The organism is Ruegeria sp. AA6 (assembly GCF_056542865.1).
Genome location: NZ_JBQGAN010000015.1, coordinates 58,334 through 80,103, shown reverse-complemented (window position 1 = coordinate 80,103; position 21,770 = coordinate 58,334). Strand labels below are relative to the sequence as shown.

Annotated in this window: 25 protein-coding genes; 12 read left to right on the top strand and 13 right to left on the bottom strand. The window is 58.0% G+C overall.

Translation table 11 applies throughout. From position 1 onward, the window contains the following. Window positions 1-14 precede the first annotated feature (14 nt). Both ACR0LN_RS16745 and ACR0LN_RS16740 read left to right on the top strand, forming a co-directional pair. The gene (locus ACR0LN_RS16745; RefSeq protein ID WP_480431218.1) at window positions 15-788 is read left to right on the top strand and encodes an alpha/beta fold hydrolase; all 774 of its coding nucleotides are present in this window, start codon (window positions 15-17) and stop codon (window positions 786-788) included. After that, entirely contained in the window at window positions 785-1,936 is a 1,152-nt protein-coding gene (locus tag ACR0LN_RS16740) for an alpha-D-ribose 1-methylphosphonate 5-triphosphate diphosphatase (protein ID WP_480431217.1), read from the top strand. The genes ACR0LN_RS16745 and ACR0LN_RS16740 overlap by 4 nt, the downstream gene beginning before the upstream one ends. 60 nt (window positions 1,937-1,996) lie before the next feature. Here ACR0LN_RS16740 and ACR0LN_RS16735 read toward each other — a convergent pair whose 3' ends face one another. Genes ACR0LN_RS16735 through purE form a run of 3 tightly spaced genes read right to left on the bottom strand, consistent with a single transcriptional unit; the run spans window position 1,997 to window position 4,305 of the window. Beyond that, window positions 1,997-3,064: a 5-(carboxyamino)imidazole ribonucleotide synthase gene (locus tag ACR0LN_RS16735; RefSeq protein ID WP_480431216.1), complete on the bottom strand. Its 1,068-nt coding sequence runs from the start codon at window positions 3,062-3,064 to the stop codon at window positions 1,997-1,999. 3 nt (window positions 3,065-3,067) lie between these two features. Next, window positions 3,068-3,823 carry an NAD(P)-binding domain-containing protein gene (locus ACR0LN_RS16730; protein ID WP_480431214.1) on the bottom strand — a complete coding sequence of 252 codons (756 nt, stop codon included), beginning with the start codon at window positions 3,821-3,823 and terminating at the stop codon, window positions 3,068-3,070. Then, window positions 3,820-4,305 carry a 5-(carboxyamino)imidazole ribonucleotide mutase gene (gene purE, locus ACR0LN_RS16725; RefSeq protein ID WP_480431212.1) on the bottom strand — a complete coding sequence of 162 codons (486 nt, stop codon included), beginning with the start codon at window positions 4,303-4,305 and terminating at the stop codon, window positions 3,820-3,822. Before purE ends, ACR0LN_RS16730 begins: the two co-directional genes overlap by 4 nt. Window positions 4,306-4,464: 159 nt before the next feature. Here purE and ACR0LN_RS16720 point away from each other — a divergent pair, with 159 nt between their 5' ends. Continuing rightward, complete coding sequence (locus tag ACR0LN_RS16720; protein WP_480431210.1) at window positions 4,465-5,850, top strand: FAD-binding oxidoreductase; 1,386 nt, start codon at window positions 4,465-4,467, stop codon at window positions 5,848-5,850. A 45-nt stretch (window positions 5,851-5,895) separates the two neighbouring features. Here the strand turns inward: ACR0LN_RS16720 and ACR0LN_RS16715 are convergent, their stop codons facing one another. Continuing rightward, window positions 5,896-6,120, bottom strand: coding sequence for a YdcH family protein (locus tag ACR0LN_RS16715; protein ID WP_170325931.1), 225 nt, complete (start codon window positions 6,118-6,120; stop codon window positions 5,896-5,898). Between the two features lie 164 nt (window positions 6,121-6,284). Here ACR0LN_RS16715 and ACR0LN_RS16710 point away from each other — a divergent pair, with 164 nt between their 5' ends. The 3 genes from ACR0LN_RS16710 to ACR0LN_RS16700 all read left to right on the top strand — a co-directional run bounded on the left by ACR0LN_RS16710 (window position 6,285) and on the right by ACR0LN_RS16700 (window position 7,893). Then, window positions 6,285-6,698: an Hsp20 family protein gene (locus ACR0LN_RS16710; protein WP_058275530.1), complete on the top strand. Its 414-nt coding sequence runs from the start codon at window positions 6,285-6,287 to the stop codon at window positions 6,696-6,698. Between the two features lie 5 nt (window positions 6,699-6,703). Then, window positions 6,704-6,928, top strand: a complete 225-nt coding sequence (locus ACR0LN_RS16705; protein ID WP_480431208.1) for a DUF1150 family protein — start codon at window positions 6,704-6,706, stop codon at window positions 6,926-6,928. 86 nt (window positions 6,929-7,014) lie between these two features. Continuing rightward, complete coding sequence (locus ACR0LN_RS16700; protein ID WP_480431206.1) at window positions 7,015-7,893, top strand: PhzF family phenazine biosynthesis protein; 879 nt, start codon at window positions 7,015-7,017, stop codon at window positions 7,891-7,893. A gap of 238 nt (window positions 7,894-8,131) precedes the next feature. Here the strand turns inward: ACR0LN_RS16700 and ACR0LN_RS16695 are convergent, their stop codons facing one another. The 3 genes from ACR0LN_RS16695 to trxB form a co-directional block, all read right to left on the bottom strand. Further along, entirely contained in the window at window positions 8,132-9,850 is a 1,719-nt protein-coding gene (locus ACR0LN_RS16695) for a bifunctional sulfate adenylyltransferase/adenylylsulfate kinase (protein ID WP_480431204.1), read from the bottom strand. A gap of 217 nt (window positions 9,851-10,067) precedes the next feature. Continuing rightward, a complete protein-coding gene (locus ACR0LN_RS16690; RefSeq protein WP_480431202.1) occupies window positions 10,068-11,738 on the bottom strand; it encodes an adenylate/guanylate cyclase domain-containing protein in 1,671 nt (556 codons plus the stop codon). Window positions 11,739-11,862: 124 nt separating this feature from the next. Beyond that, on the bottom strand, window positions 11,863-12,804 hold the full coding sequence (gene trxB, locus ACR0LN_RS16685) for a thioredoxin-disulfide reductase (protein WP_480431200.1): 942 nt from the start codon (window positions 12,802-12,804) through the stop codon (window positions 11,863-11,865). Between the two features lie 224 nt (window positions 12,805-13,028). On the opposite strand from trxB, the gene ACR0LN_RS16680 reads away from it, so the two are divergent. Further along, on the top strand, window positions 13,029-13,529 hold the full coding sequence (locus ACR0LN_RS16680; RefSeq protein ID WP_058280045.1) for an Lrp/AsnC family transcriptional regulator: 501 nt from the start codon (window positions 13,029-13,031) through the stop codon (window positions 13,527-13,529). Between the two features lie 116 nt (window positions 13,530-13,645). Here the strand turns inward: ACR0LN_RS16680 and ACR0LN_RS16675 are convergent, their stop codons facing one another. The 5 genes from ACR0LN_RS16675 to lgt all read right to left on the bottom strand — a co-directional run bounded on the left by ACR0LN_RS16675 (window position 13,646) and on the right by lgt (window position 17,864). After that, entirely contained in the window at window positions 13,646-14,428 is a 783-nt protein-coding gene (locus ACR0LN_RS16675) for a Hint domain-containing protein (RefSeq protein ID WP_480431198.1), read from the bottom strand. Between the two features lie 331 nt (window positions 14,429-14,759). After that, window positions 14,760-14,888, bottom strand: a complete 129-nt coding sequence (locus tag ACR0LN_RS16670) for a hypothetical protein (protein ID WP_480431196.1) — start codon at window positions 14,886-14,888, stop codon at window positions 14,760-14,762. Window positions 14,889-15,157: 269 nt separating this feature from the next. After that, window positions 15,158-15,916, bottom strand: coding sequence for a peptidoglycan editing factor PgeF (pgeF, locus tag ACR0LN_RS16665; protein ID WP_480431194.1), 759 nt, complete (start codon window positions 15,914-15,916; stop codon window positions 15,158-15,160). After that, a complete protein-coding gene (locus ACR0LN_RS16660; protein WP_480431192.1) occupies window positions 15,913-16,980 on the bottom strand; it encodes a class I SAM-dependent methyltransferase in 1,068 nt (355 codons plus the stop codon). The genes pgeF and ACR0LN_RS16660 overlap by 4 nt, the downstream gene beginning before the upstream one ends. Then, complete coding sequence (gene lgt / locus ACR0LN_RS16655) at window positions 16,977-17,864, bottom strand: prolipoprotein diacylglyceryl transferase (RefSeq protein ID WP_480431190.1); 888 nt, start codon at window positions 17,862-17,864, stop codon at window positions 16,977-16,979. The genes ACR0LN_RS16660 and lgt overlap by 4 nt, the downstream gene beginning before the upstream one ends. A 97-nt stretch (window positions 17,865-17,961) precedes the next feature. Here lgt and ACR0LN_RS16650 point away from each other — a divergent pair, with 97 nt between their 5' ends. The 5 genes from ACR0LN_RS16650 to ACR0LN_RS16630 all read left to right on the top strand — a co-directional run bounded on the left by ACR0LN_RS16650 (window position 17,962) and on the right by ACR0LN_RS16630 (window position 21,154). Then, complete coding sequence (locus ACR0LN_RS16650; RefSeq protein WP_050604795.1) at window positions 17,962-18,210, top strand: accessory factor UbiK family protein; 249 nt, start codon at window positions 17,962-17,964, stop codon at window positions 18,208-18,210. Window positions 18,211-18,520: 310 nt separating this feature from the next. Then, window positions 18,521-19,021 carry a type III secretion system chaperone family protein gene (locus ACR0LN_RS16645; RefSeq protein WP_480431188.1) on the top strand — a complete coding sequence of 167 codons (501 nt, stop codon included), beginning with the start codon at window positions 18,521-18,523 and terminating at the stop codon, window positions 19,019-19,021. A 36-nt stretch (window positions 19,022-19,057) separates the two neighbouring features. Further along, entirely contained in the window at window positions 19,058-19,873 is an 816-nt protein-coding gene (proC, locus tag ACR0LN_RS16640) for a pyrroline-5-carboxylate reductase (protein WP_480431186.1), read from the top strand. Next, complete coding sequence (locus ACR0LN_RS16635) at window positions 19,866-20,204, top strand: tRNA-binding protein (protein WP_480431184.1); 339 nt, start codon at window positions 19,866-19,868, stop codon at window positions 20,202-20,204. Before proC ends, ACR0LN_RS16635 begins: the two co-directional genes overlap by 8 nt. Then, window positions 20,204-21,154, top strand: coding sequence for a 2-hydroxyacid dehydrogenase (locus tag ACR0LN_RS16630; RefSeq protein ID WP_480431183.1), 951 nt, complete (start codon window positions 20,204-20,206; stop codon window positions 21,152-21,154). The genes ACR0LN_RS16635 and ACR0LN_RS16630 overlap by 1 nt, the downstream gene beginning before the upstream one ends. Here the strand turns inward: ACR0LN_RS16630 and ACR0LN_RS16625 are convergent. Further along, entirely contained in the window at window positions 21,151-21,729 is a 579-nt protein-coding gene (locus tag ACR0LN_RS16625) for a thymidine kinase (RefSeq protein WP_480431181.1), read from the bottom strand. The two genes, ACR0LN_RS16630 and ACR0LN_RS16625, sit on opposite strands and share 4 nt — an antisense overlap. Between the last annotated feature and the right edge of the window lie 41 nt (window positions 21,730-21,770).

The following is a 21,770-nucleotide window of genomic DNA, read 5'->3' as shown; positions in this document are numbered from 1 at the left end:
CTTATCTGGCGGCTATGAGATACCTGCTTGCACTGATATTGTTCCTTGTCCCCGCCGTGGTCCACGCGAAATGCGTGGTGCTGCTGCATGGGCTGGCGCGTACAGAAGCATCCTTCACAGTTATGGAGCAACTTTTCCAAGCGCACGGTTACAGCGTGGTCAGGCCGGGATACCCATCGACCGACCTTCCGATCCCGGAGCTGGCTGACCAGACGCTTCCGAATGCCTTTGCAGAATGCGGCGATGATACGGTGAACGTCGTGGCCCATTCGATGGGCGGCATCCTGCTGCGCTATTGGCTGCAGGACCATACCCCTGAAAATTTGGGCCGCGTTGTCATGCTCGGGCCGCCAAACCAAGGCAGTCAGTTGGTGGATGAGCTTGGTGCGTGGGAGGTGTTCGGCATGCTGAATGGCCCCGCCGGGCTGGCCCTGGGCACTGGCCCCGAAGGTATCCCGCGAAAACTGCCGCCGGTAGAATTCGAACTGGGTGTGATTGCGGGCGAAAACTCATTGAACCCATTGTTTTCTTCGATGATTGACGGTCGGGATGATGGCAAAGTGTCGATCGAGACCACAAAGGTCGAAGGTATGGCGGATCACATCGTTTTGCCGGTGACCCATACCTTCATGATGAACAACCCCCGCGTGATGGCGCAGGCGTTGCATTTTATCGAATATGGTCAATTTGATCCGCAGATCACCTGGCTGGACGGCGTAATGGACGTCATCGACGAAATTTGTATCGGGCAGGACTGTTCAGAGCCCGTGTCGGAGCTATCCCAATGACAGCATTGAACCTGACCCTGACCGGTGCGGAGGTGCTGTTGCCAGAGCAGGGCCTTGTGCCCACCGATCTGTCATTAGCTGAGGGTAAAATTCAAAACGACCCGAGCGAACGTCGGATCGACCTGTCAGGTTACCTTGTGCTGCCCGGAATCATCGACCTGCACGGTGACGGGTTCGAACGCCACATCGCGCCGCGTCGTGGGGCGATGAAGCAAATGGACGAAGGCATTCTGTCGGTCGAAGCTGAATTGGCCGCCAATGGCATTACCACCGCTGTTCTGGCCCAGTTCCATAGTTGGGAAGGTGGCGTGCGCGGCCCTGAATTTGCCGGGCAGGTGTTTAACGCCATCGCTTCGGTCAAGGACCGGGTTGTTACCGATCTAATGCCGCAGCTCCGGTTCGAGACGCATATGCTGGATGACTATGAGGGCCTGCCCGAACGTATTGCCGCGTGGCAAGTTCCCTACGTTGTGTTCAACGATCACCTACCGCATGACCGTTTGGCGGAAGGGCGCAAACCGCCTCGTCTTACTGGCCAAGCGCTAAAGGCAGGAAGAAACCCGAACGCCCATTTTGAGATGCTGTTGTCCATGCATGCCCGCAGCGGCGAAGTTCCGGCCGCGCTGGATGAACTTTGCGCCCAATTGGCCAATCAAGGCGTTTGCATGGGCAGCCACGACGACGCCACCGCCCAAACACGCGCCGAATGGCGCGCACGCGGGGCGCAGATTGCCGAATTCCCCGAAACGATTGAAGCAGCCGAGGCCGCCCGGTCTGCGGGTGACTACATCATCCTTGGATCACCCAATGTCGTACGCGGTGGCTCGCACAAGGGAAATGCCAGTGCGCTGGACTTGATCACAATGGGGTATTGCGACGCGCTGGCCTCGGACTATCACTACCCCAGCCCCAGACGGGCGGCGCTGATGCTGGCCAGGTCCGGGTTGGTGGATATGGCTGCGGCCTGGGCATTGGTATCGTCAGGCCCCGCACGAGTGCTTGGATTGGATGATCGGGGAACATTGGCAGCCGGAAAACGCGCCGATCTGACCATATTGGACAGGCAGACCCACCGCGTTGCCGCAACTCTGTCAAGTGGCCGCGTCAGCTATTTGGCCGGAGATATCGCGGCCCGGTTCATCGGCTGATCCGCGCTTCATCTGGCCCAAAATATCTCCGCCGGAGGCATCGCGCGGCAGCGCGATTCCCTAGCGCGAAATTCGATTGAAATGCCCCATCTTGCGACCGGCCTTGACTTCGGCCTTTCCATATAGGTGCAGGGCCACGTCGCGTTCCTGTGCCAGTTCGGGCACGCGGTCCATGTCGGCTCCGATCAGGTTCTCCATGACCACATCCGAATGGCGTTGTCCATCGCCCAGAGGCCATCCGGCTACGGCACGGATATGCTGTTCGAACTGGTCCACCGCGCAACCATTCTGCGTCCAATGGCCCGAGTTATGTACCCGTGGCGCGATTTCGTTCACGATCAGACCAGCGGGCGTCACGAACAACTCGACCCCCATCACACCTACATAGTCCAGTGCGTTCAAGATATTGGCCGCCAACAGAACCGCGTCGGTGCGCTGCGACGGAGGCAGACGGGCAGGGACTGTCGTGGTGTGCAGAATGCCGTCGCGATGGACGTTCTCACCGGGGTCGAAACAGGCGACCTGACCGTCCAGCCCACGGGCTGCGATGATCGAGACCTCGTGAGTAAATTCCACGAACCCCTCAAGGATCGCCGGGGCACCAGCCATATCGGCCAGAGCTGACACGGCATCTTCGGGCGTACGCAGCCGTGCCTGTCCTTTGCCGTCATAACCAAAACGGCGTGTTTTCAGGATCGCAGGTACGCCAATCTGTTCGATTGCCGCATTCAGGCTGGCCAGGTCGGTGATATCCGCAAACGGCGCGGTTTGCAGGCCGAGCCCTTGCAGGAAATTCTTCTCGGTCAGGCGATCCTGACTTACCCGCAGCGCCTCGCGCCCCGGACGGATGGGGCGGTGGGCCTCAAGAATATCCAGCGCCTCGGTCGGAATGTTTTCGAACTCGTACGTGATAACGTCGACCGACTCGGCGAAGGCTTTCAATGCCTCGGCATCGTCATAGGCCGCAGTGGTCACGCGGTCGGCCACCTGCCCAGCGGGCGGGTTGGCACCGGGTTCGTAAATATGGGTCACAAACCCAAGGCGGGCCGCTGCAACAGACAGCATCCGGCCCAGTTGCCCGCCGCCAAGAATGCCAATTGTGGCACCGGGTGTAAGCATGTCGGTCATTAATCAGGTCTCCAGCCGTTTGCCGATTGCAGTCAGGGCATCGCGCAAGGCTTCATGGGCCTTGTCCGTTTGCAGGGCCTGCGTCATCTGCAGGCTAAGGGTTCCGTCAGTTGCCAGTGCGTCACGTTCGGCGGCAAGACGCCCAGCCTGCCCCTTGTTCATGGTCGCAAGAAAGCCTGCCATCAATTGGGTCGTGTAAAACTCAGCCCCGTCGGCATCACCCGTCTGATCGGCCAGCCATTCCGAGCCGGTCGCCAACAGATCCAGAATGCCGGGAACCATCGCGCAGATCGCAAAATGTGCGTTCAATGATGCTTCGGTCGCCACTTTGACGACCGGGTTCTCGGGGGCAAGCAGGTCGGCCAACAGCTGATCGTTTCCGTAAGCCGCCATGGGGCAACCGCCCTGTTCCAGAAAGCCAAGAGGGATCGTTTGAACGAAAACTTCAGCAGGCGCGCAAAGCGATCTGAGTTCTGCTTCGGAAACCGCTGCCATTACCGAAACGATCCGTTGCTCGGGCCTGAATGTCAGGGGGGCAAGCACCTCGGTCGCGATATGGGGGCGCAGGCACAGAAACACGATTTCGGACTGGTCGATCACAGATTGCGGATCGCTGACCGTAGCGTTGATTTCGGCTTTCAATGCTGCCGAGACCGAGGCGTTACGCTCGGTGACATAAATCTCGTGCCCCTTGCGGGCCAACAGGCGTGCGATCGGCGCCGCGATATGGCCAGTGCCGATGAACCCGACGCGGCTCATTCTTGAGGCTCCTCGGGGATCGAAGCCGACAACGCTTCGCGCCATGCGTCCAGCCGTTTAGCCAGGGCCTCATCCTGCAGGGCCAGAATTCCGGCGGCCATCAGGCCCGCATTCGCGCCGCCCGCTGATCCGATTGCCATGGTTGCCACCGGGAACCCCTTGGGCATCTGAACGATGGAATACAACGAGTCGACGCCCGACAGCGCCCGTGTCTGTACCGGGACGCCAATCACCGGAACTCGGGTTTTCGAGGCCATCATGCCGGGCAGATGCGCGGCGCCTCCGGCCCCGGCAATGATCACATCCAGACCACGCGCAACGGCGGTTTTGCCATAGTCCCACAAGCGGTCGGGCGTTCGGTGTGCCGAGACGATGCGTTTTTCGTACGAGACGCCCAGCTCCTCCAGAATGTCTGCGGCTTCTTTCATCGTGGGCCAGTCCGATTGGCTGCCCATGATGATCCCCACTTTCACGTCGCTCATCCGCTTGTGTCCCTGCCTTTCGAAAGAGCGCGCACTATAGCCAAACCGGTTCCAGAGGCAATGTGGTATGCGGTTCTGACGGTCATTTGCTGGCGTACTGAAAATATATTCAAATTCGTGTATAATTGCTTGGGGGCATTGGCCCCCGAGGAGGTACCCATGTCAACCAAAGTTCTGAAAGATCGGGACGGTAAGACCGTGCCGAAAGACAGTATTGAAGAATTCAAAACACAGATTCGCGGGACCCTGATTTTGCCCGAGGATGCAGAATATGACGGTGCGCGCAGTATATGGAACGCGCTGATCGACAAATATCCTGGCGCTATTTTACGATGTCATGGCACCGCGGATGTCGCTGCGGCCGCGAAATTCGCATCTGCCAACAACATTTTGGTTTCGATCCGAGGGGGCGGTCACAATGTTGGCGGACGCGCAGTATGTGACGACGGGCTTGTCATTGATCTGTCGAATATGCGCGCGGTTCACGTCGACCCGGACGCCCAGACCGTGCGCGCGCAGGGCGGCGCACTTCTGGGTGATGTGGATCGTGAAACCCATCAGCACGGCCTCGCCGTGCCTTTGGGTGTTGTCTCGCAAACCGGAATCGGGGGGCTGACAACTGGCGGAGGGTTCGGTTGGCTGGCCCGCAAATATGGTCCGGCTTGCGATAACGTTATCGAAGCCGAAGTGGTCACGGCGGACGGGTCGATCCGAACAGCCAGCGCAAACAGCAATCCTGATCTGTATTGGGGGATTTGTGGCGGCAGTGGCAATTTCGGAGTGGTGACGTCTTTTCTGTATAAGGCTTACCCGCTGTCTACCGTATTGGGGGGCATGATTGCGTACCCGCGTGCAGCGGCGCCCGAAGTTCTTCGAGGCTACCGGGACGTCATGTCACGGGCACCGGATGAGCTCACGACATATGCCGGTCTGTTGTGGGGGCCGGACGGAACACCGCTGACTGCGTTGGTGCCGTGTTGGATCGGTGATGACAAAGAAGCGGGGCGCCAAGCCATCAAGCCGTTGACCGAAATCGGGGAGCCACTGGTCGCCGATATTCAGGAAATGCCTTTCCCTACCAAGCAATCCATGTTGGATGCAGCTTACGGCCCGGGCAGCCGGAACTATTGGAAATCAGCTTACCTGAGCACCCTGACGGACGAAGCGATTGACACGATCGTCGCGCATTCCGAAGGCATGACCATACCCGGCTCGGGTATTCTGATCGAACATTGTGCCGGGGCGGCGAAGTCCAATGCAAATGGCAATAACGCTTTTGCGCAGCGGGGACATGACTACCTGATCGCGATCCTGCCGCTTTGGACAGACCCGACCGACGACGCAGATCAGATTGCATGGGCGCGAAAGATGCACGATGCGCTGACACCGCATTCAACGGGCGGGACCTATCTGAACTATCTTGGCGCCGATGAAGACAGTGCGATTGAAACGGCTTTTGGTGACAATCTGGGTCAATTGAAAGAGGTTAAACGGAAATACGATCCAACCAATTTCTTCAGCGCCAACACGAACATATCGCCTTGATTGCGGGGATCGACCGACCGGCTGCGGGCAGTGTCCGCAGCCAGATTATGCAATGATATCCGGTGTAAGGCGGTCTTCGATCAGTCGAATGATGTCCTTCAACCGCAGTTTCTGCTTTTTCAGCCGTTTGATTGTCAATTGATCAGCCGTACCAGTGGCTTGCAGCGCCTCGATTGCCTCATCCAGATCGCGGTGCTGGCGGCGAAAAACCTCCAGCTCAACCCGCAAAACCTCGTCTGTTTTCATAGAAAGATCGGTGGGCGCGTTCATAGGCGACTCAGTGGTTGTTGTGGTGCTTGCCACACAAGATAGTGTGTCAGAGTTTATCCGGCCAGACCTTGTGGACATCCCAGCATATTCCCATATTCTATTCTACGCGGTTGCCGGAACGGGGCCGCAAAACACGTCGCTTTGGCAATAAAGGACGATAATACGTGTCAAAACTTACTCTTGGCTCATACCCGCATCTTTTGGGGTTCGAGCAATTGGAACGCCTTCTGGAACGGTCTGCAAAGGCTGGTAACGAAGGATACCCGCCGTATAACATCGAGCAGACCTCGGACTTTTCATACCGCATTACACTGGCCGTCGCCGGTTTCGCGGAAGAGGATCTGTCGATCACCATCGAGGATCGCCAACTGGTGATCCGGGGCCGTCAACGCGACGACAGCGAGGGGCGTATTTTCCTGCACCGCGGCATCGCGGCGCGTCAGTTTCAGCGCATGTTCGTGCTGGCCGACGGTGTCGAGGTTGGCGAAGCGATCATGGAAAATGGTCTGCTGCACGTGGATCTAACCCGCGCCGTGCCCGAAACTGTGGTGCAAACGATCAATATAAGAAAGGGGTAAGAGCTATGGATACACCGATTGAACTCAACGCCGAAGGCGACCGGATCGTTTATGTGAAAGCCGTAGACGTAGCCGATCTGCCTCGGGAAGTGCGTGAACAGGCCGGTGATCTGGATCAGCTGTATGCGGTCCACGATTCCGAAGGCCAGCAACTGGCGCTGGTCGCTGACCGCAAGCTGGCGTTCGTTCTGGCGCGCGAACACGACTTTTCACCGGTGGCCGTGCACTGACTGGCACGATTTCTCCGTGACATCTGATGCCCCGCAGGCGAGATATGCGAACTTGAAACAGTTCGCATATCGAAAAGGGGCGAAGCATGAGCTGGTTTGACTTTGACTGGGTAGACGCCTTTAGCGACCGCGCATTTGGCGGCAACGGTTGTGCCGTTGTTCACGGTGGAGCGGTTCTGTCCGAAGAGGTTTGTACCGCCTATGTCCGCGAAACCTCGTTGGTCGAATGCACGTTTACCGGGCCATCTGACGTCGCAGATATCCGGGTTCGATATTTCCTTGCCAGTCAGGAAATCCCATTTGCCGGTCACCCCACCATTGCGACGGTGGCAGCAATGCGGTCACGCGGTCTGTTTCAGGGAGACGCGCTGACGTTGGAGACAGGTGCAGGTATCGTTGCGATCCGGTTGAACGGTGACGAGATTGAGATGACGCAAGTCGCGCCGCAATTCGGCAACCTCGTCCCCACGGATATGGTGGCTGCCGCTGTCAGCCTCCCCGAGGACGCAATCGTTTCGCCTCCGCAATTTGTGTCTACTGGATTGCCGTTCTGCATTACGGTGCTGCGCGATCATGACGCTCTGCGCGCGGCCAAGCTGGATGTGGACGCGCTGCGAAATGTTGCTGCAAAAGCCGGGTATTCCGGGTCTGACATGGCCGAACCCTTCCTCGTGACCCTCAAAGGCGCAACCGATGAAGGAGACACGTTTTCGCGTCTTCTGATGGCGCCTCCAAGCCCATCCGAGGACCCCTTCACTGGATCAGCGACAGGTGCGATGGCGGCTTATCTGTGGAAACACGGTTTGATGCCAAAGGACAGTTTCATCGCCGAACAGGGCCATGATATGGGGCGTCCGGGTCAGGCCGTTGTTACGCGTGTCGGGTCAGCTGACGCCATGACCGGCATCAAGGTCGCAGGGCGTGGTCATGTTCTGATGCGGGGCCAAGTCGACCTGCCGACCTAGACTAAGTGGTCGGCATTCCACAAAAGTGAAACCGGTCCGTTAAATCAGGTGCAGGCTGAAACTGTCAGAAAGCAAGGCGAACCCTAGCCCCCCGACGGCAAGTTTTGATGGCGCAGTTCACAGAACGATTGGACGTCTGTGATTGCGCCACTGCACCATGTGGATATCGCGATTCGTATAAGACAAAACGAAAACGGCCCCCGGAAACCGGAGGCCGTCAGCATATTGTCAAAAGCGTTTAGGACGCAGCAATCAGGCCCATGCTTTCCAGCTTGAGCAGCACCTGGTGGGCGCAGTTGTCGACGTCGACGTTTTCGGTTTCGACGCTCAGTTCCGGGTTCTGGGGCACGTCATAGGGGTCCGAGATGCCGGTGAACTCTTTGATTTTGCCTTCGCGCGCCAGCTTATACAGCCCTTTGCGGTCACGGCGTTCGCATTCCTCGATGCTGGTCGCAACATGCACTTCGCAGAAGGCACCAAACTGTTCGATCTCTTCCCGAACCGCGCGGCGCGTGGTTGCATAAGGCGCGATCGGCGCGCAGATGGCGATGCCGCCGTTCTTGGTGATTTCGGATGCCACATAGCCGATCCGGCGGATGTTCAGGTCGCGGTGCTCTTTTGAGAAGCCCAGCTCTGACGACAAGTTCTTACGCACAATGTCACCATCCAGCAACGTCACCGGACGACCACCCATCTCCATCAGTTTGACCATCAGCGCGTTCGCGATGGTGGATTTGCCAGAACCCGAGAAGCCGGTGAAGAACACGGTAAAGCCCTGCTGGCTGCGCGGGGGCTTGGTCTTGCGCAACTCGGCTACAACTTCGGGGAAGCTGAACCATTCAGGGATTTCCAGACCTTCGGCCAGACGGCGGCGCAGTTCGGTGCCCGAGATGTTCAGAATCGTGACGTTGTCCTTGTCTTCGATCTCGTCATTCGGCTCGTACTGGGCGCGTTCCTGCACGTAGACCATGTGTTTGAAGTCGACCATCTCGAGGCCGATCTCGTCCTGGTACTGGCGGAACAGATCCTGAGCGTCATAGGGGCCGTAGAAATCCTCACCGGCCGAGTTCTTGCCTGGGCCCGCGTGGTCACGACCAACGATAAAGTGGGTGCAGCCGTGGTTGGCGCGGATCAGGCCGTGCCAAACCGCCTCACGCGGGCCAGCCATGCGCATAGCAAGGTTCAGCAAGCTCATCGAGGTGGTCGATGCCGGGTATTTGTCCAGCACCGCTTCATAACAGCGCACGCGAGTAAAGTGGTCGACATCGCCCGGCTTAGTCATGCCAACGACAGGGTGGATCAGCAGGTTGGCCTGCGCTTCTTTCGCAGCGCGAAAGGTCAGCTCCTGGTGCGCGCGGTGCAGCGGGTTGCGGGTCTGGAACGCAACGATACGGCGCCAGCCCAGCTTGCGGAAATAGGCGCGCAGTTCGTTCGGAGTGTCGCGGCGGCCACGGAAGTCATAGTGAACCGGCTGCTGGATACCGGTTACCGGGCCGCCCAGATAAACCTTGCCCGCGACATTGTGCAGGTAGTTCACCGCAGGGTGCGCGTCGTCGTCGGCACCAAAGACCTTCTCGGCCTCGCGTGCCTTGTTCGGAGTCCAGCGATCGGTCACCGTCATGGTGCCGAGGATCACGCCCTCCTGATCGCGCAGAGCGATGTCCTGACCCAGTTCGATCTGGCCGGCAAATTCTTCGTTGACGTCCAGTGTGATCGGCATCGGCCAAAGGGTACCATCGGCTAGACGCATGTTTTCGACGACGTTGTCGTAGTCGGCTTCGCTCAGGAAACCTTTAAGCGGGTTAAAGCCGCCGTTCATCAGAAGTTCCAGATCGCAGATCTGACGTGGGCTCAGGTCCCAGCTGGTCAGGTCGGCGGCTTCCACTTTCAGTTTCTGCGCCGACTCGTACGAAACGTATAGTTCGGGGATCGGTGCCAGATTGCTTAACATCGTCATAGGAATACTCTTGTCGAAGTTCGGTTTTACCGGTGATTCAGGGGTGTTTGAGGGCGCATTTGCCCCGGCTTTTTGTCGAAGTCCATATACATTCACGAAACAAAGGACGATATGCGCGGTTTTTGCTCGGATTGGAAGGATTTTCCGATGTGGGCGCCTTTTTGCGATCATGTTCCTGCTGGCGCACGACAAATGGCTGGATTTTGCGCGTGTGTTCTTATGTTGCTCCCTGAGCGGCAAGTTCAGCGGCATGCTTTAAAGGAAGGGCGGAAACCGGTTGGTTCACACCACGTAAGGTGAAGGAGCGCATTTCGTTTAGGTCTTCGTCGTGGCCGGCGGCGTGCAGCAATTCCGCCGAGACCAAAAGCTCGACCCCCAGAGCCTTGGTTTCACCTTCCAAGCGGCTGGCCACGTTGACCGCGTCGCCGATGATTGTACGGGCGGCATTGCCTGCTGCACCGATTTCACCAAGTACCAGATCGCCTAAGTGAAGCCCCATTCCTATGCGAATCCGAGGGCTGCCCTCAGCCTCAAGTTGCTGGTTAAACCGATCTAACGCGCGGCTGACATCTGCGGCAGCCTTCAGTGCAGACCGGGCCGAGCTTTGGACGTCGGGCGTTTCAAATACAGCGAGAAGACCGTCTCCCATGTATTTGTCCACTACACCGCCATCCGCCGTGATTGCCGGGACAATCGCATCAAAGAACCGGTTCAAGAGGAAAACGATATCATAGGGCAATTGACCGGTCGTTCGCGATGTGAATCCGCGCATGTCCAAAAAAAGAACCGCCAGTTTGCGTTCCTGACCTTGGCTGGCGTGCGCGCGACGGCGCCCGCCATCCGGGCGAAACATGCGAAACGCCGTAATCGGTTCGGTCGGGCGAATCTGACAGGCCAGCCTTGCACCTTCGGGGGCGCTGACGGCAGCAAGGCTGCGAGCTTCGACATCGCTGGGCTCGGGCAGGTTGTCACCGCCGTTTTCAACGATCACGCGGCAGGTGGTGCAGCGCCCTTTGCCTCCGCACAGGGATGTATGTGGGATGCCGTTAGCCTGCGAAATCTCAAGCAGGGTCATACCCTTTTCTGCCACAACCTCGGGCCCATCGACATATTTGACTCTGACCGAATGCCGACGCCGCCACAGCTTGCGGATGACGAAGACGGCCAGAGAAACTCCCAAGGCCACCCAGAACGCCGTCAGAGCATTGTTTTTGACGCTGAACATGGATTGAAAGGCTTCGGGTGACGGCCAGTTGTAATGTTCTATGTATTGGTCGCGCAGGAACGGGTCTGCGAAATCGGCCCAGATCCGTCGCCCTTCGGTCAATAACCCAGCCAGTGCAAACGATGGCACGAAGACTGCTGCTCCGACCAGGTAAGGCATTACCTTGGACCACCAGCGCGTTAGCCGCAGCCACATGTGCAGGCCGATGCAGCTGTGAATCCAGACCACCAGCAACAGCAGGCTTTGCATCCAGATTGCCGAGTTAGGCCACATCAAAGCGATGATATAGCCCATCTCGTCATTGACGTCGTATATTTCATGGGCATAGCGCGTGTGCACGATATGAGAAATCAGTTGCAGCGGGATCAGCAGGCCCAAAATCACCTGTAACGCCGTGCTGAATGGCATGCGAAAAGTACGGCGCTGGCTGATGGAGTAGAGAGCCAATCCGGCGTGAACGAACAGCGCCAGATAGAGGATCATACTGCCCAGATCATGTCGGGTGACGGTGTGGCGACCATCTTGCATGCCGTGCAAATAGTCGGTGTGGAACAGGCCCAGCCCGATATTAATGAAGTGAAAGAATGCAAATGCGAACAGGATCAGGCCGCTGCTGATCCTCAGCCGGGTTGTCCACCCGCCTTGCCATAACACGCTTTTCACTCACGCCACCTGCATTCGCTGTGCTTGAGGCCGAGTCTGATACGGGCGCGCCAAGGGGTCAAGCGTAGGTTGAATGGGGCAGGGGCAGAATTCCCCGCATCGGTCGGGGAAATCTGTAAGCAGGTTACTCGTGTTCGGCCAGGAACCGTTCGGCATCCAACGCGGCCATACAGCCCATGCCGGCGCTGGTGACCGCTTGACGATAGACGTGGTCGGTCAGGTCGCCTGCTGCGAATACACCGGGCACGGATGTCTCGGTCGTGCCCGGCTTGGTCACGACATAACCACCCATATGAGTTTCCAGCGAATCCTTGACCAACTCGTTAGCTGGCGCGTGGCCGATGGCTACGAATACGCCTTTACAAGGGATTTCGGTGATTTCGCCGCTTTTCACGTTCTTGACGCGTACGCCTTCGACGCCCAGCGGGGCATCGGTGCCAACCACTTCTTCCAACTCGTGAAACCACAGCGGTTTGATCTTTTCGTGCTTCAGCAGGCGGTCCTGCAGGATCTTCTCGGCGCGCAGTTCATCGCGACGGTGGATCAGAGTGACCTTGCTGGCGAAGTTGGTCAGGAACAGCGCCTCTTCCACAGCGGTGTTGCCGCCGCCGATCACCACGATTTCCTGTCCGCGATAGAAAAAGCCGTCACAGGTTGCACAGGCCGAAACGCCAAAGCCCTTGAATTTCTCTTCCGACGGAAGGCCAAGCCACTTGGCCCGCGCGCCGGTGGCCAGAATGACCGCGTCGGCGGTATATACCGTCCCGCTGTCACCTTTCGCGGTGAAGGGGCGTTTCGAGACGTCGAGATCGCTGATGATGTCTCCGATAACCTCGCAACCCATCGCCTTGGCGTGGTCCTGCATACGCACCATCAGGTCGGGGCCCTGAACCTCGGTGTCGCCGGGCCAATTCTCGACCTCGGTGGTAGTGGTCAACTGACCGCCGGGTTCGATACCCTGAACCAGGATCGGATTAAGCATCGCGCGGCTCGCGTAGACGCCCGCAGTATAACCGGCCGGTCCCGACCCGATGATCAGAACCTTAGTGTGACGTGTTTCGGCCATGGTACCCCCAACTCGATCTGCCTGATATGGGCGCGCAGCCCTTGGCGGATGGATATAGCGACCCCTGTGCCGCGCTTAAAGCCCCTTCCTGTCTGGCATCCGTTATGCGCTTGACGCAGGGGGGTAAAAAAGAACATTGAAAATAAACAATATTGCGCATTCGCGAAAGATTATTGCGCATCCTCCGGGTGCTGATATAACAACCGAAAAATCAGGAGTATTCGATGGTCGCGATACGGCTGGATGAAATTGACCGCAAGATTCTGGCAGAATTGCAGGCCGACGGTCGCATGACCAACGTCGAGCTGGCGAAACGTGTGGGTATTTCAGCCCCGCCTTGCCTGCGCCGCGTGCGAACGCTGGAAGAATCGGGTCTGATCCGCGGCTACCACGCCGAGGTAAATTCACGCGAATTGGGATTTGAGGTTCAGGTGTTTGCGATGGTCGGTCTGGAAAGTCAGGCCGAATCCGAATTGAGCGCATTCGAAGAACGCTGCCGGGAATGGCCGCTCGTCCGGGAATGCCACATGCTGAACGGCGAGGTGGACTTTATCCTGAAATGCGTCGCACCGGACCTCAGCAGCTTTCAGCAGTTCCTGACGGGCGAGCTGCTGACCACGCCGAACGTGGCCAGCGTTAAAACGTCGCTGGTCATTCGCGGCGCAAAAGACGAACCCGGCGTTCCCTTTGACGTCCTCGAAGAACGGATGAGCCGAACGGCCTAGCACCCATTGAAGCAGGATGCGGTTTTGTCGGTGGTAGCAAAGCTGTCACCATTAAACATAAAATCCAACTCAGAAATAACTGCATAATGCCCCCACATTGCAGAACTCGTTAAGGTTTAAGCGGTAATCGCATCCACTTCTCCATCCCCGGCGCGCGGATAGACCAACGGCCCGAAATCGTTCAGTGATTCGACATGCGCGAACAGGTTCAGGTAAATCGAACGCAGTGAATGGCTAACCCTACGGACCGCGCTTAGGCCGGGGTGATAGGTTTCGAACTGCAATCCATCGACTTTGATGACCGCGTGCCGTTTGAGGCAGATGTGAAACAACTCAATCGGTGTCGGTGGCAGCGTTTCGATAACACTCGTGCCATCCTGAAACTCATGCACCGGTGTCAAAACTGGGTCGCCTCCGTGCAGATGCCGCAGATGCCCGGGTGTGCCCAGCAGTCGCGCGGCAGGACCGGCGATCACGCCAGACATTGGCTTTTGCATCCCGAACGTATCGGCCATGATGCGCGTTAGCGGGCGCGTTCGACCGTGCGAATCCTGGCGACCAGGAATAAGGGTGACGGAGCCCTTCCATAACACGGTTTCCGATGTGTTGTTCTGCGTCAGAACTGTGTCGCCGGGTAACAGATCTTCGATTGCCGTCGGTCCGTATTCCGTTTCGACAAGCGATCCCCGGGTAAAGGCGCAAAATGCGTCCTCGAAAACTGGCAATGCTGGCGCAATGTGGCGGGTCTGTGCCACATCTCCGTTATCCATCAGTGCACTGACTTCGTAGCGCCGCAGCTGCGCCTTGGGCTTTGTTGTCGTTCTCGGCGTGTCCCGCAGTAGTGCCGAGGTCTCAACGGCATTTCTAGCAGCACGCGCTAAAGAATTTGGAATAGCCATTATAATTCCGTCCCCTCTAGTTTCCGTGCAGGCAGGTTGAACCCCCGTGCAGGCCCGCCTGTTCGGTTCCTTTTTTGCCTTGAAAGAGAACGGTGACCGCAGGATTACAAACGCAAGGAACGTCTGTTTTTTCAAATTTTCCTACACTCTTGGTCATCACATTGACCCCCCAGACAAACTCATACCAACGCAGGCGAAATTGCCGGCGACACACGCCCCGAACCTGGACCGCGCAAAATACTGGCGGCAGGTCACGCAGCGGATCGGAGCACCCCTCCGTTGCGTGTCTTGTACCCCCTGAAGCCGGCAGCTTGGTTCCAAGGGGGGGTGATCAGCGTCTCGTCGCCAGGCGGCGCACAACCCTGATCGATTGACTGGAAACCCGTTTCCACGGCATCTCCAGCTGCTGCTTTCCGGTGGCCGCGATCACGGCGCTGAGAAAGCGTGATTTCGTCTTCATCAAATTGTCCTGCTCGCATTGGGGCGTTCACCCCACTTTCCTCTCATCCTCCAATGTGCCGCGCCAATGCGGCGGCGATAAGGCTGATCCGAGATGAATTCAGGACACACGAAGGTTTGCGATTCCTCTTGGCTTGTATTGCCGCGCTTTACTGGAGCATCGACTGATAAACACCTGACAGCGGACAATAAATGTCGAATTGTTGGGAATCACAAAACACAAAAAATGTGGCAGAAAAGCGGCGAAATCGCCACAATTCAGGCTTAACCTTAAAGTTTTATGGCGGAAATCAGGCGGCCATAGTCAACTTCCTTCGCGTGCGTCGAACGGCGATAGGAATAGAATCTGTCAGGATCAGAGTAGGTACAATGGCGAGTCCATTCAGCTTGACCAATGCCCGCCTGGCGAAGTCTGTGCAGCCCAAAACCTGGTAGATCAAACTGCAGCCTGTCCTCTTTCCCATTTGCAAAGAACTTCAGGTTTTCCTGAGAATTCGCGACAAATTCGTCCAGAAAATCTGGGCCGACTTCGTAGGCGGCTTGCGAGATCGACGGGCCGATCACCGCCATCGTGTTTTCTCGCTTTGCGCCCAGAGCCTCCATCGCATCCAGCGTCGCCTCAAGCACACCATCCAGCGCGCCACGCCACCCGGCATGGGCGGCCCCAATCACATTTGCGTCAGTGTCTGCAAAAAGGACCGGTTGGCAGTCTGCGGTGAGAATCGTCAGAGCCAGACCGGGGGTTGCCGTGACTACGGCATCAGCCTTGGGTTTCTCGCCGTTGATCGGGGCGTCCACAGTGAGAACCACAGGCGAATGAATCTGGTGTACACCGATCATCGCGTCGGGTTCGACCTCCATCGCGCTGGCCACTCGGTTGCGATTAATCGTGACGGCTTCGGTCTGATCAGACGAGCCGTAACCGCAGTTGAGCCCCGCAAAGATACCCGAAGACGCACCACCGCGGCGGCTGAAAAAACCGTGGCGCACGGGGGCCAGCAAATCTGAGGTCAGAATTTCCAAGGTCATGGTTCCAGTCCCGGTGGGGGTGAGGAAGGGGAAGGATAGAGGCCCAGTACTTTGAACAGGTTTCCCATTTCTTCAGGGTGCGTCAACCTGCGATGTGCGGCCATCAGTTCATCACGCTTTGGTCCGTCAAGCTGCGCGGCCAGAACTTCCGCGCGGGTGGAGATCCCCAAACGCTCGAGAAAAACGCCTTGTGGTGTCACGCGCGAATGCGCGCATCCGGCTGCGCGGGTCGCCAATGCCAGCGGTTCAAAGTCCACATGCGCGGTAAGATCGGCTTGTCCGGGCATCGTTAGCGGGTCAAAATGTTCATGCGCGCGCAGCGCCTGAAATGTATCCCCCTGCGAATGCCAGTCGCCGTAATCAACGATCACGCCTGCACCGCCATGCGTCGCGATTCGCCCTGCGATTACGGTAATAATTGGGATCGCCGCCGCGCAAAGCTCGACAACATCGCCGTTCTTGGTGTCGTCCAGCCGATCCGTCAGCGCTACCTGTTCGGCACTTGGGCCCAGCCCCCAGATCAAAGCGCCGCCTTCCGCGCCGATCAGCCGTTCCCGCCATCCATCGTCTTCACGCTGGAACTGGCGGATAGGTAGGGCATCGAAGAACTCATTCGCGACCAGAAACAGAGGTGCTTCGGGCAGGTCCGCCACCGAGTCGATCCAGCGCGGATCGAACTCCATCAATGTTTGCGCCTGAATGCTTCGGAGAGTAGGGGACGCTTCCAGCAGCACGACTTCAGCGGCGTCGAGAAACCCCGGCACGCGGGATGTCGCACGCAGTACGTCCGCCATCAATGTCCCACGGCCAGGTCCAAGTTCAGCCAATATGAAACGGGTGGGGTGCCCCTGATCCAACCAGCTTTGGGCCAGCGACAGACCGATCAATTCTCCGAACATCTGGCTGATTTCGGGGGCGGTGATGAAATCTCCCTGCGCACCCAGCGGGTCGCGGGTAGTGTAGTAGCCGTGCGTTGGGTGCAGAAGGCAGTCAGTCATGAAGTCGGCCACGGTCATCGGGCCGTCCTGTGCGATGCGCGCCAGCAGATGATCCTTGAGACTCATGTTGTCGATCTTGCCCGTAATGCGAACCACAAGCCAAGAGCGATCATCGGCAGCGACAGCAATTGGCCCATCGTCAAGCCGTAGCCGCCGACATGCCACGCCAGCCCCAGCGGATTGTCAGGAGAGATGAACTGCGCATCGGGTTGCCGGAAGAACTCAACAATGAACCGCGAAGCACCATAGCCCACCAGAAACAGGCCCATGATCAAGCCGGGCTTTTGAAAGGCGCCACGGCGATAGGCTAACCACAGCAGCAGCGCGCCGAGCAAAAGCCCCTCCAACGCTGCTTCGTAGAGTTGCGAAGGGTGCCGCGCGCACATTCCGGCTAAAACGCCGGGGCAATTCTGAGCGGCCGCACCGGGGAAAATCACAGCCCACGGTAATTCGCTGGGCCGCCCCCAAAGCTCGGCGTTGATGAAATTTGACAGACGCCCCAACAACAACCCAGGAGGCACCGCGTGGGCGATCAGGTCTGCTAGGGACAAAACCGAAATGTGGTGACGCCGCGCATATATATAGGACGCGATCACAACCCCCAGCAGCCCGCCGTGGAACGACATGCCACCCTGCCACACCTTCAGAATCTCAATTGGATTCGAAAGGTAATAGCCCGGCTGGTAAAACAGCACGAAGCCCAGCCTTCCGCCCAGAATCACGCCAAGGATGATCCAGGTGATCAGGTCCTCAAGCTGTTCAGGCTTCATTGGCGGCGTCTTGTCAGGCCACAAGGCAGGACGCCGCAACGCCATCACCCCCAATCGCCATGCAATCAAGATGCCGACGATATAGGCCAGTGCGTACCATCTCAGGGCGAACTCCATCCCGAACAGAGAGATCGAGAACAATTCGGGCGACAGATCGGGGAAATTCAGAACAGCCTGCATGTGCGTCTCATTGCCCGGGGTTTGCAGGGCAAGTCAACCTTGAGCCCGCGCCAATCATTCCCCATATAGAGACCAACCGCGATTTCGGAGTAAAGCCATGCAAACCCGCAACAAGATCCTCGACGATGTATCCCAGCTGATGACCAACGCCATGGGCGTGGCACAGGGCGCGCGGGAAGAGGCCGAAAATGCGATGAAGTCGATGATTGACCGCTGGCTGGCCGACCGTGATTTCGTCACACGCGAAGAATTCGATGCCGTTCGCGCGATGGCGCAGAAAGCGCGTGAAGAAAACGCGGCGCTTGAAGCCCGCATTGCTGCGCTTGAGGCGAAACTGGACAAGTAACGTCCCTGAACTGGTTTTCGGCTAAAGATATCTGCCGCGCAATCCGGCCTCGGATTGTGCGGTGTTGTGCATTTTGCCGCCCTGCACATTTAAATCAAGACAAAGCTACAAGGCCCGCCAATATTTTGGGCGGCGTTGCCATTCGTCCACAACTTATTGCTGTTATCCCCAAGAAATAGGGTTGCCAGAACACATCTCGCATCGCACCATATTTAGTACAGGCCTATGGGGGAAGCCCGGCTTGTAGAGCAGGCAACTAGCGCTGGGGCGCTGCCAGCCCCGAAATGCTAGAGTATAGTGAGGTGGCATTATGGCCCTTTCCGAGCAGTTTCTCGAAGAAGACCTTCATCCGATCGATATTGTTGAACATCTTGCCGAACATCACGACTGGGACTTTGACCGGATCGGTGATGATCAGATTGCTATGGCTGTCGAAGGGCAGTGGCGCACATACTCGATCACTTTGGCTTGGTCGAACTATGACGAAACCCTGCGCATGGTGTGCTCGTTCGAGATGGAACCTCCATCGGATCGTGAATCCGAATTGTACGAGCTGTTGAACAAGATGAACGATCAGTGCTGGGCCGGGGCGTTTACCTATTGGGCCAATCAGAAGCTGATGGTTTATCGTTACGGTCTGGTTCTGGCCGGAGGTCAGATGGCCAGCCCGGATCAGATTGACACGATGATCACCGCCGCCGTGCTGAGCGCCGAGCGCTACTACCCGGCGATCCAACTGGTCACGTGGGGCAACCGTACCCCCGAAGAAGCAATGCAAGTCGCCATTGCAGAGGCTTACGGCCGCGCGTAAAGCTTTGCCCCAAGCCGAATAAGGGGAGGGGCAATCATGGACATGTCACGCGTCGCCGAACAGGGGCTGGTGCTTCTGGGATGCGGCAAGATGGGATCGGCTATGCTCGCCGGATGGTTGGAGCATGGCCTTCCTGTTTCCTCGGTCTGGGTAATTGATCCGAAACCTTCGGACTGGCTGAAGGAGCAGGGCGTCAATATCAACACGCCTTTGCCCGAAGCGCCCGCTGTGGTGATGGTGGCTGTTAAACCGCAGATGATGGGCGAGGCTTTGCCCGCGATCAAAGCGCTGGGCGGCGGCGGTAGCCTTTTCGTATCAGTTGCCGCGGGGACGTCGATTGCGACGTTTGAAAACGTGCTGGGTTCAAACACTCCGATCGTGCGGGCCATGCCGAACACACCGGCGGCGATCCGGCAGGGGATCACCGCGCTGATCGGTAATGCGAATGCCTCGGATGATGACGTTACGCTGGCTGAGGAGCTGCTGTCTGCCATTGGTGAAACCGTCCTGCTTGAGGATGAGGCACAGATGGACGCCGTCACCGGCCTCAGCGGTTCGGGGCCAGCCTATGTTTTCCACCTGATCGAAACGCTGGCTGCCGCCGGACAGGCGCAGGGCCTGTCGCATGAGTTGGCGATGAAATTGGCGAAATCCACCGTGGCGGGGGCAGGGGCACTGGCCATGGCAGCCGAGGAAGACCCCTCGCAACTTCGCGTCAACGTGACCTCGCCCAACGGCACCACTCAGGCTGCGCTTGAGGTGCTGATGCACGAAGAAGAAGGCTTTCCCGACCTGCTACACCGCGCGGTCAAAGCTGCAACTGACCGATCCAAGGAGCTGTCTCGTGAGTGAGATTACTTTCGATGATTTCCTCAAAGTCGATATCCGCGTAGGCGAGGTGATCCGCGCCGAGCCGTACCCCGAGGCCCGTAAGCCTGCGATCAAAATGTGGATCGACTTTGGCGATGAGATTGGGGAGCGCAAAACCTCGGCCCAAGTCACCGCGCATTATGATCCAGCGTCGCTGGTGGGCAAACAGGTGATGGCCGTGGTGAACTTCCCTCCGCGCCAGATCGGCCGCTTCATGTCCGAGGTCCTTGTGCTGGGCCTGCCCGATGAAAACGGCGAGATCGTCCTGATCGGCCCGGATGGCGAGGTTCCAATCGGCGGGCGGATGCACTAGTGAAACTGCTGATAGCCCGCCCGATGACCGCCGCAGTCGAGGCCCGCGCCCGCGTCGAGTTTGACGTGGAAATTCGCGGAAGCACCCTACCGATGTCGATTGAAGAAATGCTGCGTGCTTTGCGCGAATTTGACGTCGTTGTGCCAACTCTAGGAGATCAGTTCTCAGCTCAGGTTTTCGCTGAGGTGTTTGAGCCCCGCTGCAAACTGATGGCCAACTTTGGTGTCGGATACAATCATATCGACGTGGATGCCGCACGAACCGCAGGTGTTGCCGTTACGAACACCCCGGGAGCCGTGACTGACGCCACCGCCGACATCGCCATGACACTGCTGCTTTCGACTGCCCGCCGCGCGGGTGAGGGCGAACGGCTGGTTCGCGCCGGAGGCTGGCAGGGCTGGCATCCAACGCAAATGCTGGGTCACCACGTGACGGGGAAACGTGTAGGTATCGTCGGAATGGGGCGCATCGGTCAGGCGATTGCGCGCCGGTGTCATTTTGGGTTCGGGATGCAGGTCGCGTATCAGTCTCGCAGCCCAAAGGAAGTAGAGTTCCCAGCCGAATACGTCCCTGATCTGGCAGCTTTGGCAGCGTCAGTCGATTTTGTCGTCCTCGCTGTGCCCGGCGGTGCTGAAACTCGCCACCTGATTGACGCGGATGTTCTGCAGGCCATGAACCCCGCAGGCATCTTGATCAACATCGCACGCGGAGAAGTCATCCACGAAGCCGCGCTGATCGCTGCTCTACAAGCAGGTCAGATCGCAGGGGCAGGGTTGGACGTATACGAATTCGAGCCCGCCGTTCCTCAGACCTTGCGTGAGATGGAGAATGTGACCCTTCTGCCGCATCTTGGCACCGCGACCGAGGAAGTGCGCTCAGATATGGGACACATGGCGCTGGATAACGTTGCGGCCTTTGTCGCAGGCCGCCCGTTGCCGAATCCGGTCTAGGAGCCCACCGCCTCGCGCCAATGTTTGCGGCAGAGCGAAACATAGGTCTCGTTCCCGCCGATCTGCACCTGTGCGCCCTCGGTGATGGTGTTGCCGTTCTCGTCCTGTCGAATCACCATCGTTGCCTTGCGCCCACATTTGCAGATCGTGCGAACTTCTCGCATCTCGTCGGCCAGTGCCAGCAACGCCGCAGAACCTGGGAACAGATGTCCCTGAAAATCGACCCGCAGCCCGTAGGCAAGCACCGGAACTTTCAGGTCGTCCACCGCACGGGCCAGTTGCCAGACCTGTTCCTCGGTCAGGAACTGCGCTTCGTCGACAAAGACACAGGCGATTTCACCCTGGTTCAGTCGCACTTGGATCATGGCAAACACATCATCATTGGTCGCGAACGTATCAGCGTCAGCGGAAATCCCGATCCGTGATGCGATCTTCCCGACACCGGCGCGCCCGTCCAGTGCAGCCGTGATCAGATAGGTGTCCATCCCCCGTTCACGGTAATTGTGTGAGGCTTGCAGCAACACGGTCGATTTGCCCGCGTTCATAGTGGAATAATTGAAATAGAGCTTTGCCATGCGCCCGGGTCTAATTCGCCAGGCCAATCTGGGCAAGGTAC

Coding starts and splice junctions, on each gene's coding strand:
- pgeF (WP_480431194.1), bottom strand. CDS start 15,916: ATGACCTTGGAAATTCTGACCTCAGATTTGCTGGCCCCCGTGCGCCAC.
- ACR0LN_RS16660 (WP_480431192.1), bottom strand. CDS start 16,980: ATGAGTCTCAAGGATCATCTGCTGGCGCGCATCGCACAGGACGGCCCG.
- ACR0LN_RS16650 (WP_050604795.1), top strand. CDS start 17,962: ATGCAAACCCGCAACAAGATCCTCGACGATGTATCCCAGCTGATGACC.
- ACR0LN_RS16740 (WP_480431217.1), top strand. CDS start 785: ATGACAGCATTGAACCTGACCCTGACCGGTGCGGAGGTGCTGTTGCCA.
- ACR0LN_RS16670 (WP_480431196.1), bottom strand. CDS start 14,888: ATGAAGACGAAATCACGCTTTCTCAGCGCCGTGATCGCGGCCACCGGA.
- purE (WP_480431212.1), bottom strand. CDS start 4,305: ATGAGCGACGTGAAAGTGGGGATCATCATGGGCAGCCAATCGGACTGG.
- ACR0LN_RS16735 (WP_480431216.1), bottom strand. CDS start 3,064: ATGACCGACATGCTTACACCCGGTGCCACAATTGGCATTCTTGGCGGC.
- ACR0LN_RS16720 (WP_480431210.1), top strand. CDS start 4,465: ATGTCAACCAAAGTTCTGAAAGATCGGGACGGTAAGACCGTGCCGAAA.
- ACR0LN_RS16705 (WP_480431208.1), top strand. CDS start 6,704: ATGGATACACCGATTGAACTCAACGCCGAAGGCGACCGGATCGTTTAT.
- trxB (WP_480431200.1), bottom strand. CDS start 12,804: ATGGCCGAAACACGTCACACTAAGGTTCTGATCATCGGGTCGGGACCG.
- ACR0LN_RS16730 (WP_480431214.1), bottom strand. CDS start 3,823: ATGAGCCGCGTCGGGTTCATCGGCACTGGCCATATCGCGGCGCCGATC.
- ACR0LN_RS16715 (WP_170325931.1), bottom strand. CDS start 6,120: ATGAACGCGCCCACCGATCTTTCTATGAAAACAGACGAGGTTTTGCGG.
- lgt (WP_480431190.1), bottom strand. CDS start 17,864: ATGCAGGCTGTTCTGAATTTCCCCGATCTGTCGCCCGAATTGTTCTCG.
- ACR0LN_RS16680 (WP_058280045.1), top strand. CDS start 13,029: ATGGTCGCGATACGGCTGGATGAAATTGACCGCAAGATTCTGGCAGAA.
- ACR0LN_RS16625 (WP_480431181.1), bottom strand. CDS start 21,729: ATGGCAAAGCTCTATTTCAATTATTCCACTATGAACGCGGGCAAATCG.
- ACR0LN_RS16695 (WP_480431204.1), bottom strand. CDS start 9,850: ATGACGATGTTAAGCAATCTGGCACCGATCCCCGAACTATACGTTTCG.
- ACR0LN_RS16700 (WP_480431206.1), top strand. CDS start 7,015: ATGAGCTGGTTTGACTTTGACTGGGTAGACGCCTTTAGCGACCGCGCA.
- ACR0LN_RS16675 (WP_480431198.1), bottom strand. CDS start 14,428: ATGGCTATTCCAAATTCTTTAGCGCGTGCTGCTAGAAATGCCGTTGAG.
- proC (WP_480431186.1), top strand. CDS start 19,058: ATGGACATGTCACGCGTCGCCGAACAGGGGCTGGTGCTTCTGGGATGC.
- ACR0LN_RS16745 (WP_480431218.1), top strand. CDS start 15: ATGAGATACCTGCTTGCACTGATATTGTTCCTTGTCCCCGCCGTGGTC.
- ACR0LN_RS16645 (WP_480431188.1), top strand. CDS start 18,521: ATGGCCCTTTCCGAGCAGTTTCTCGAAGAAGACCTTCATCCGATCGAT.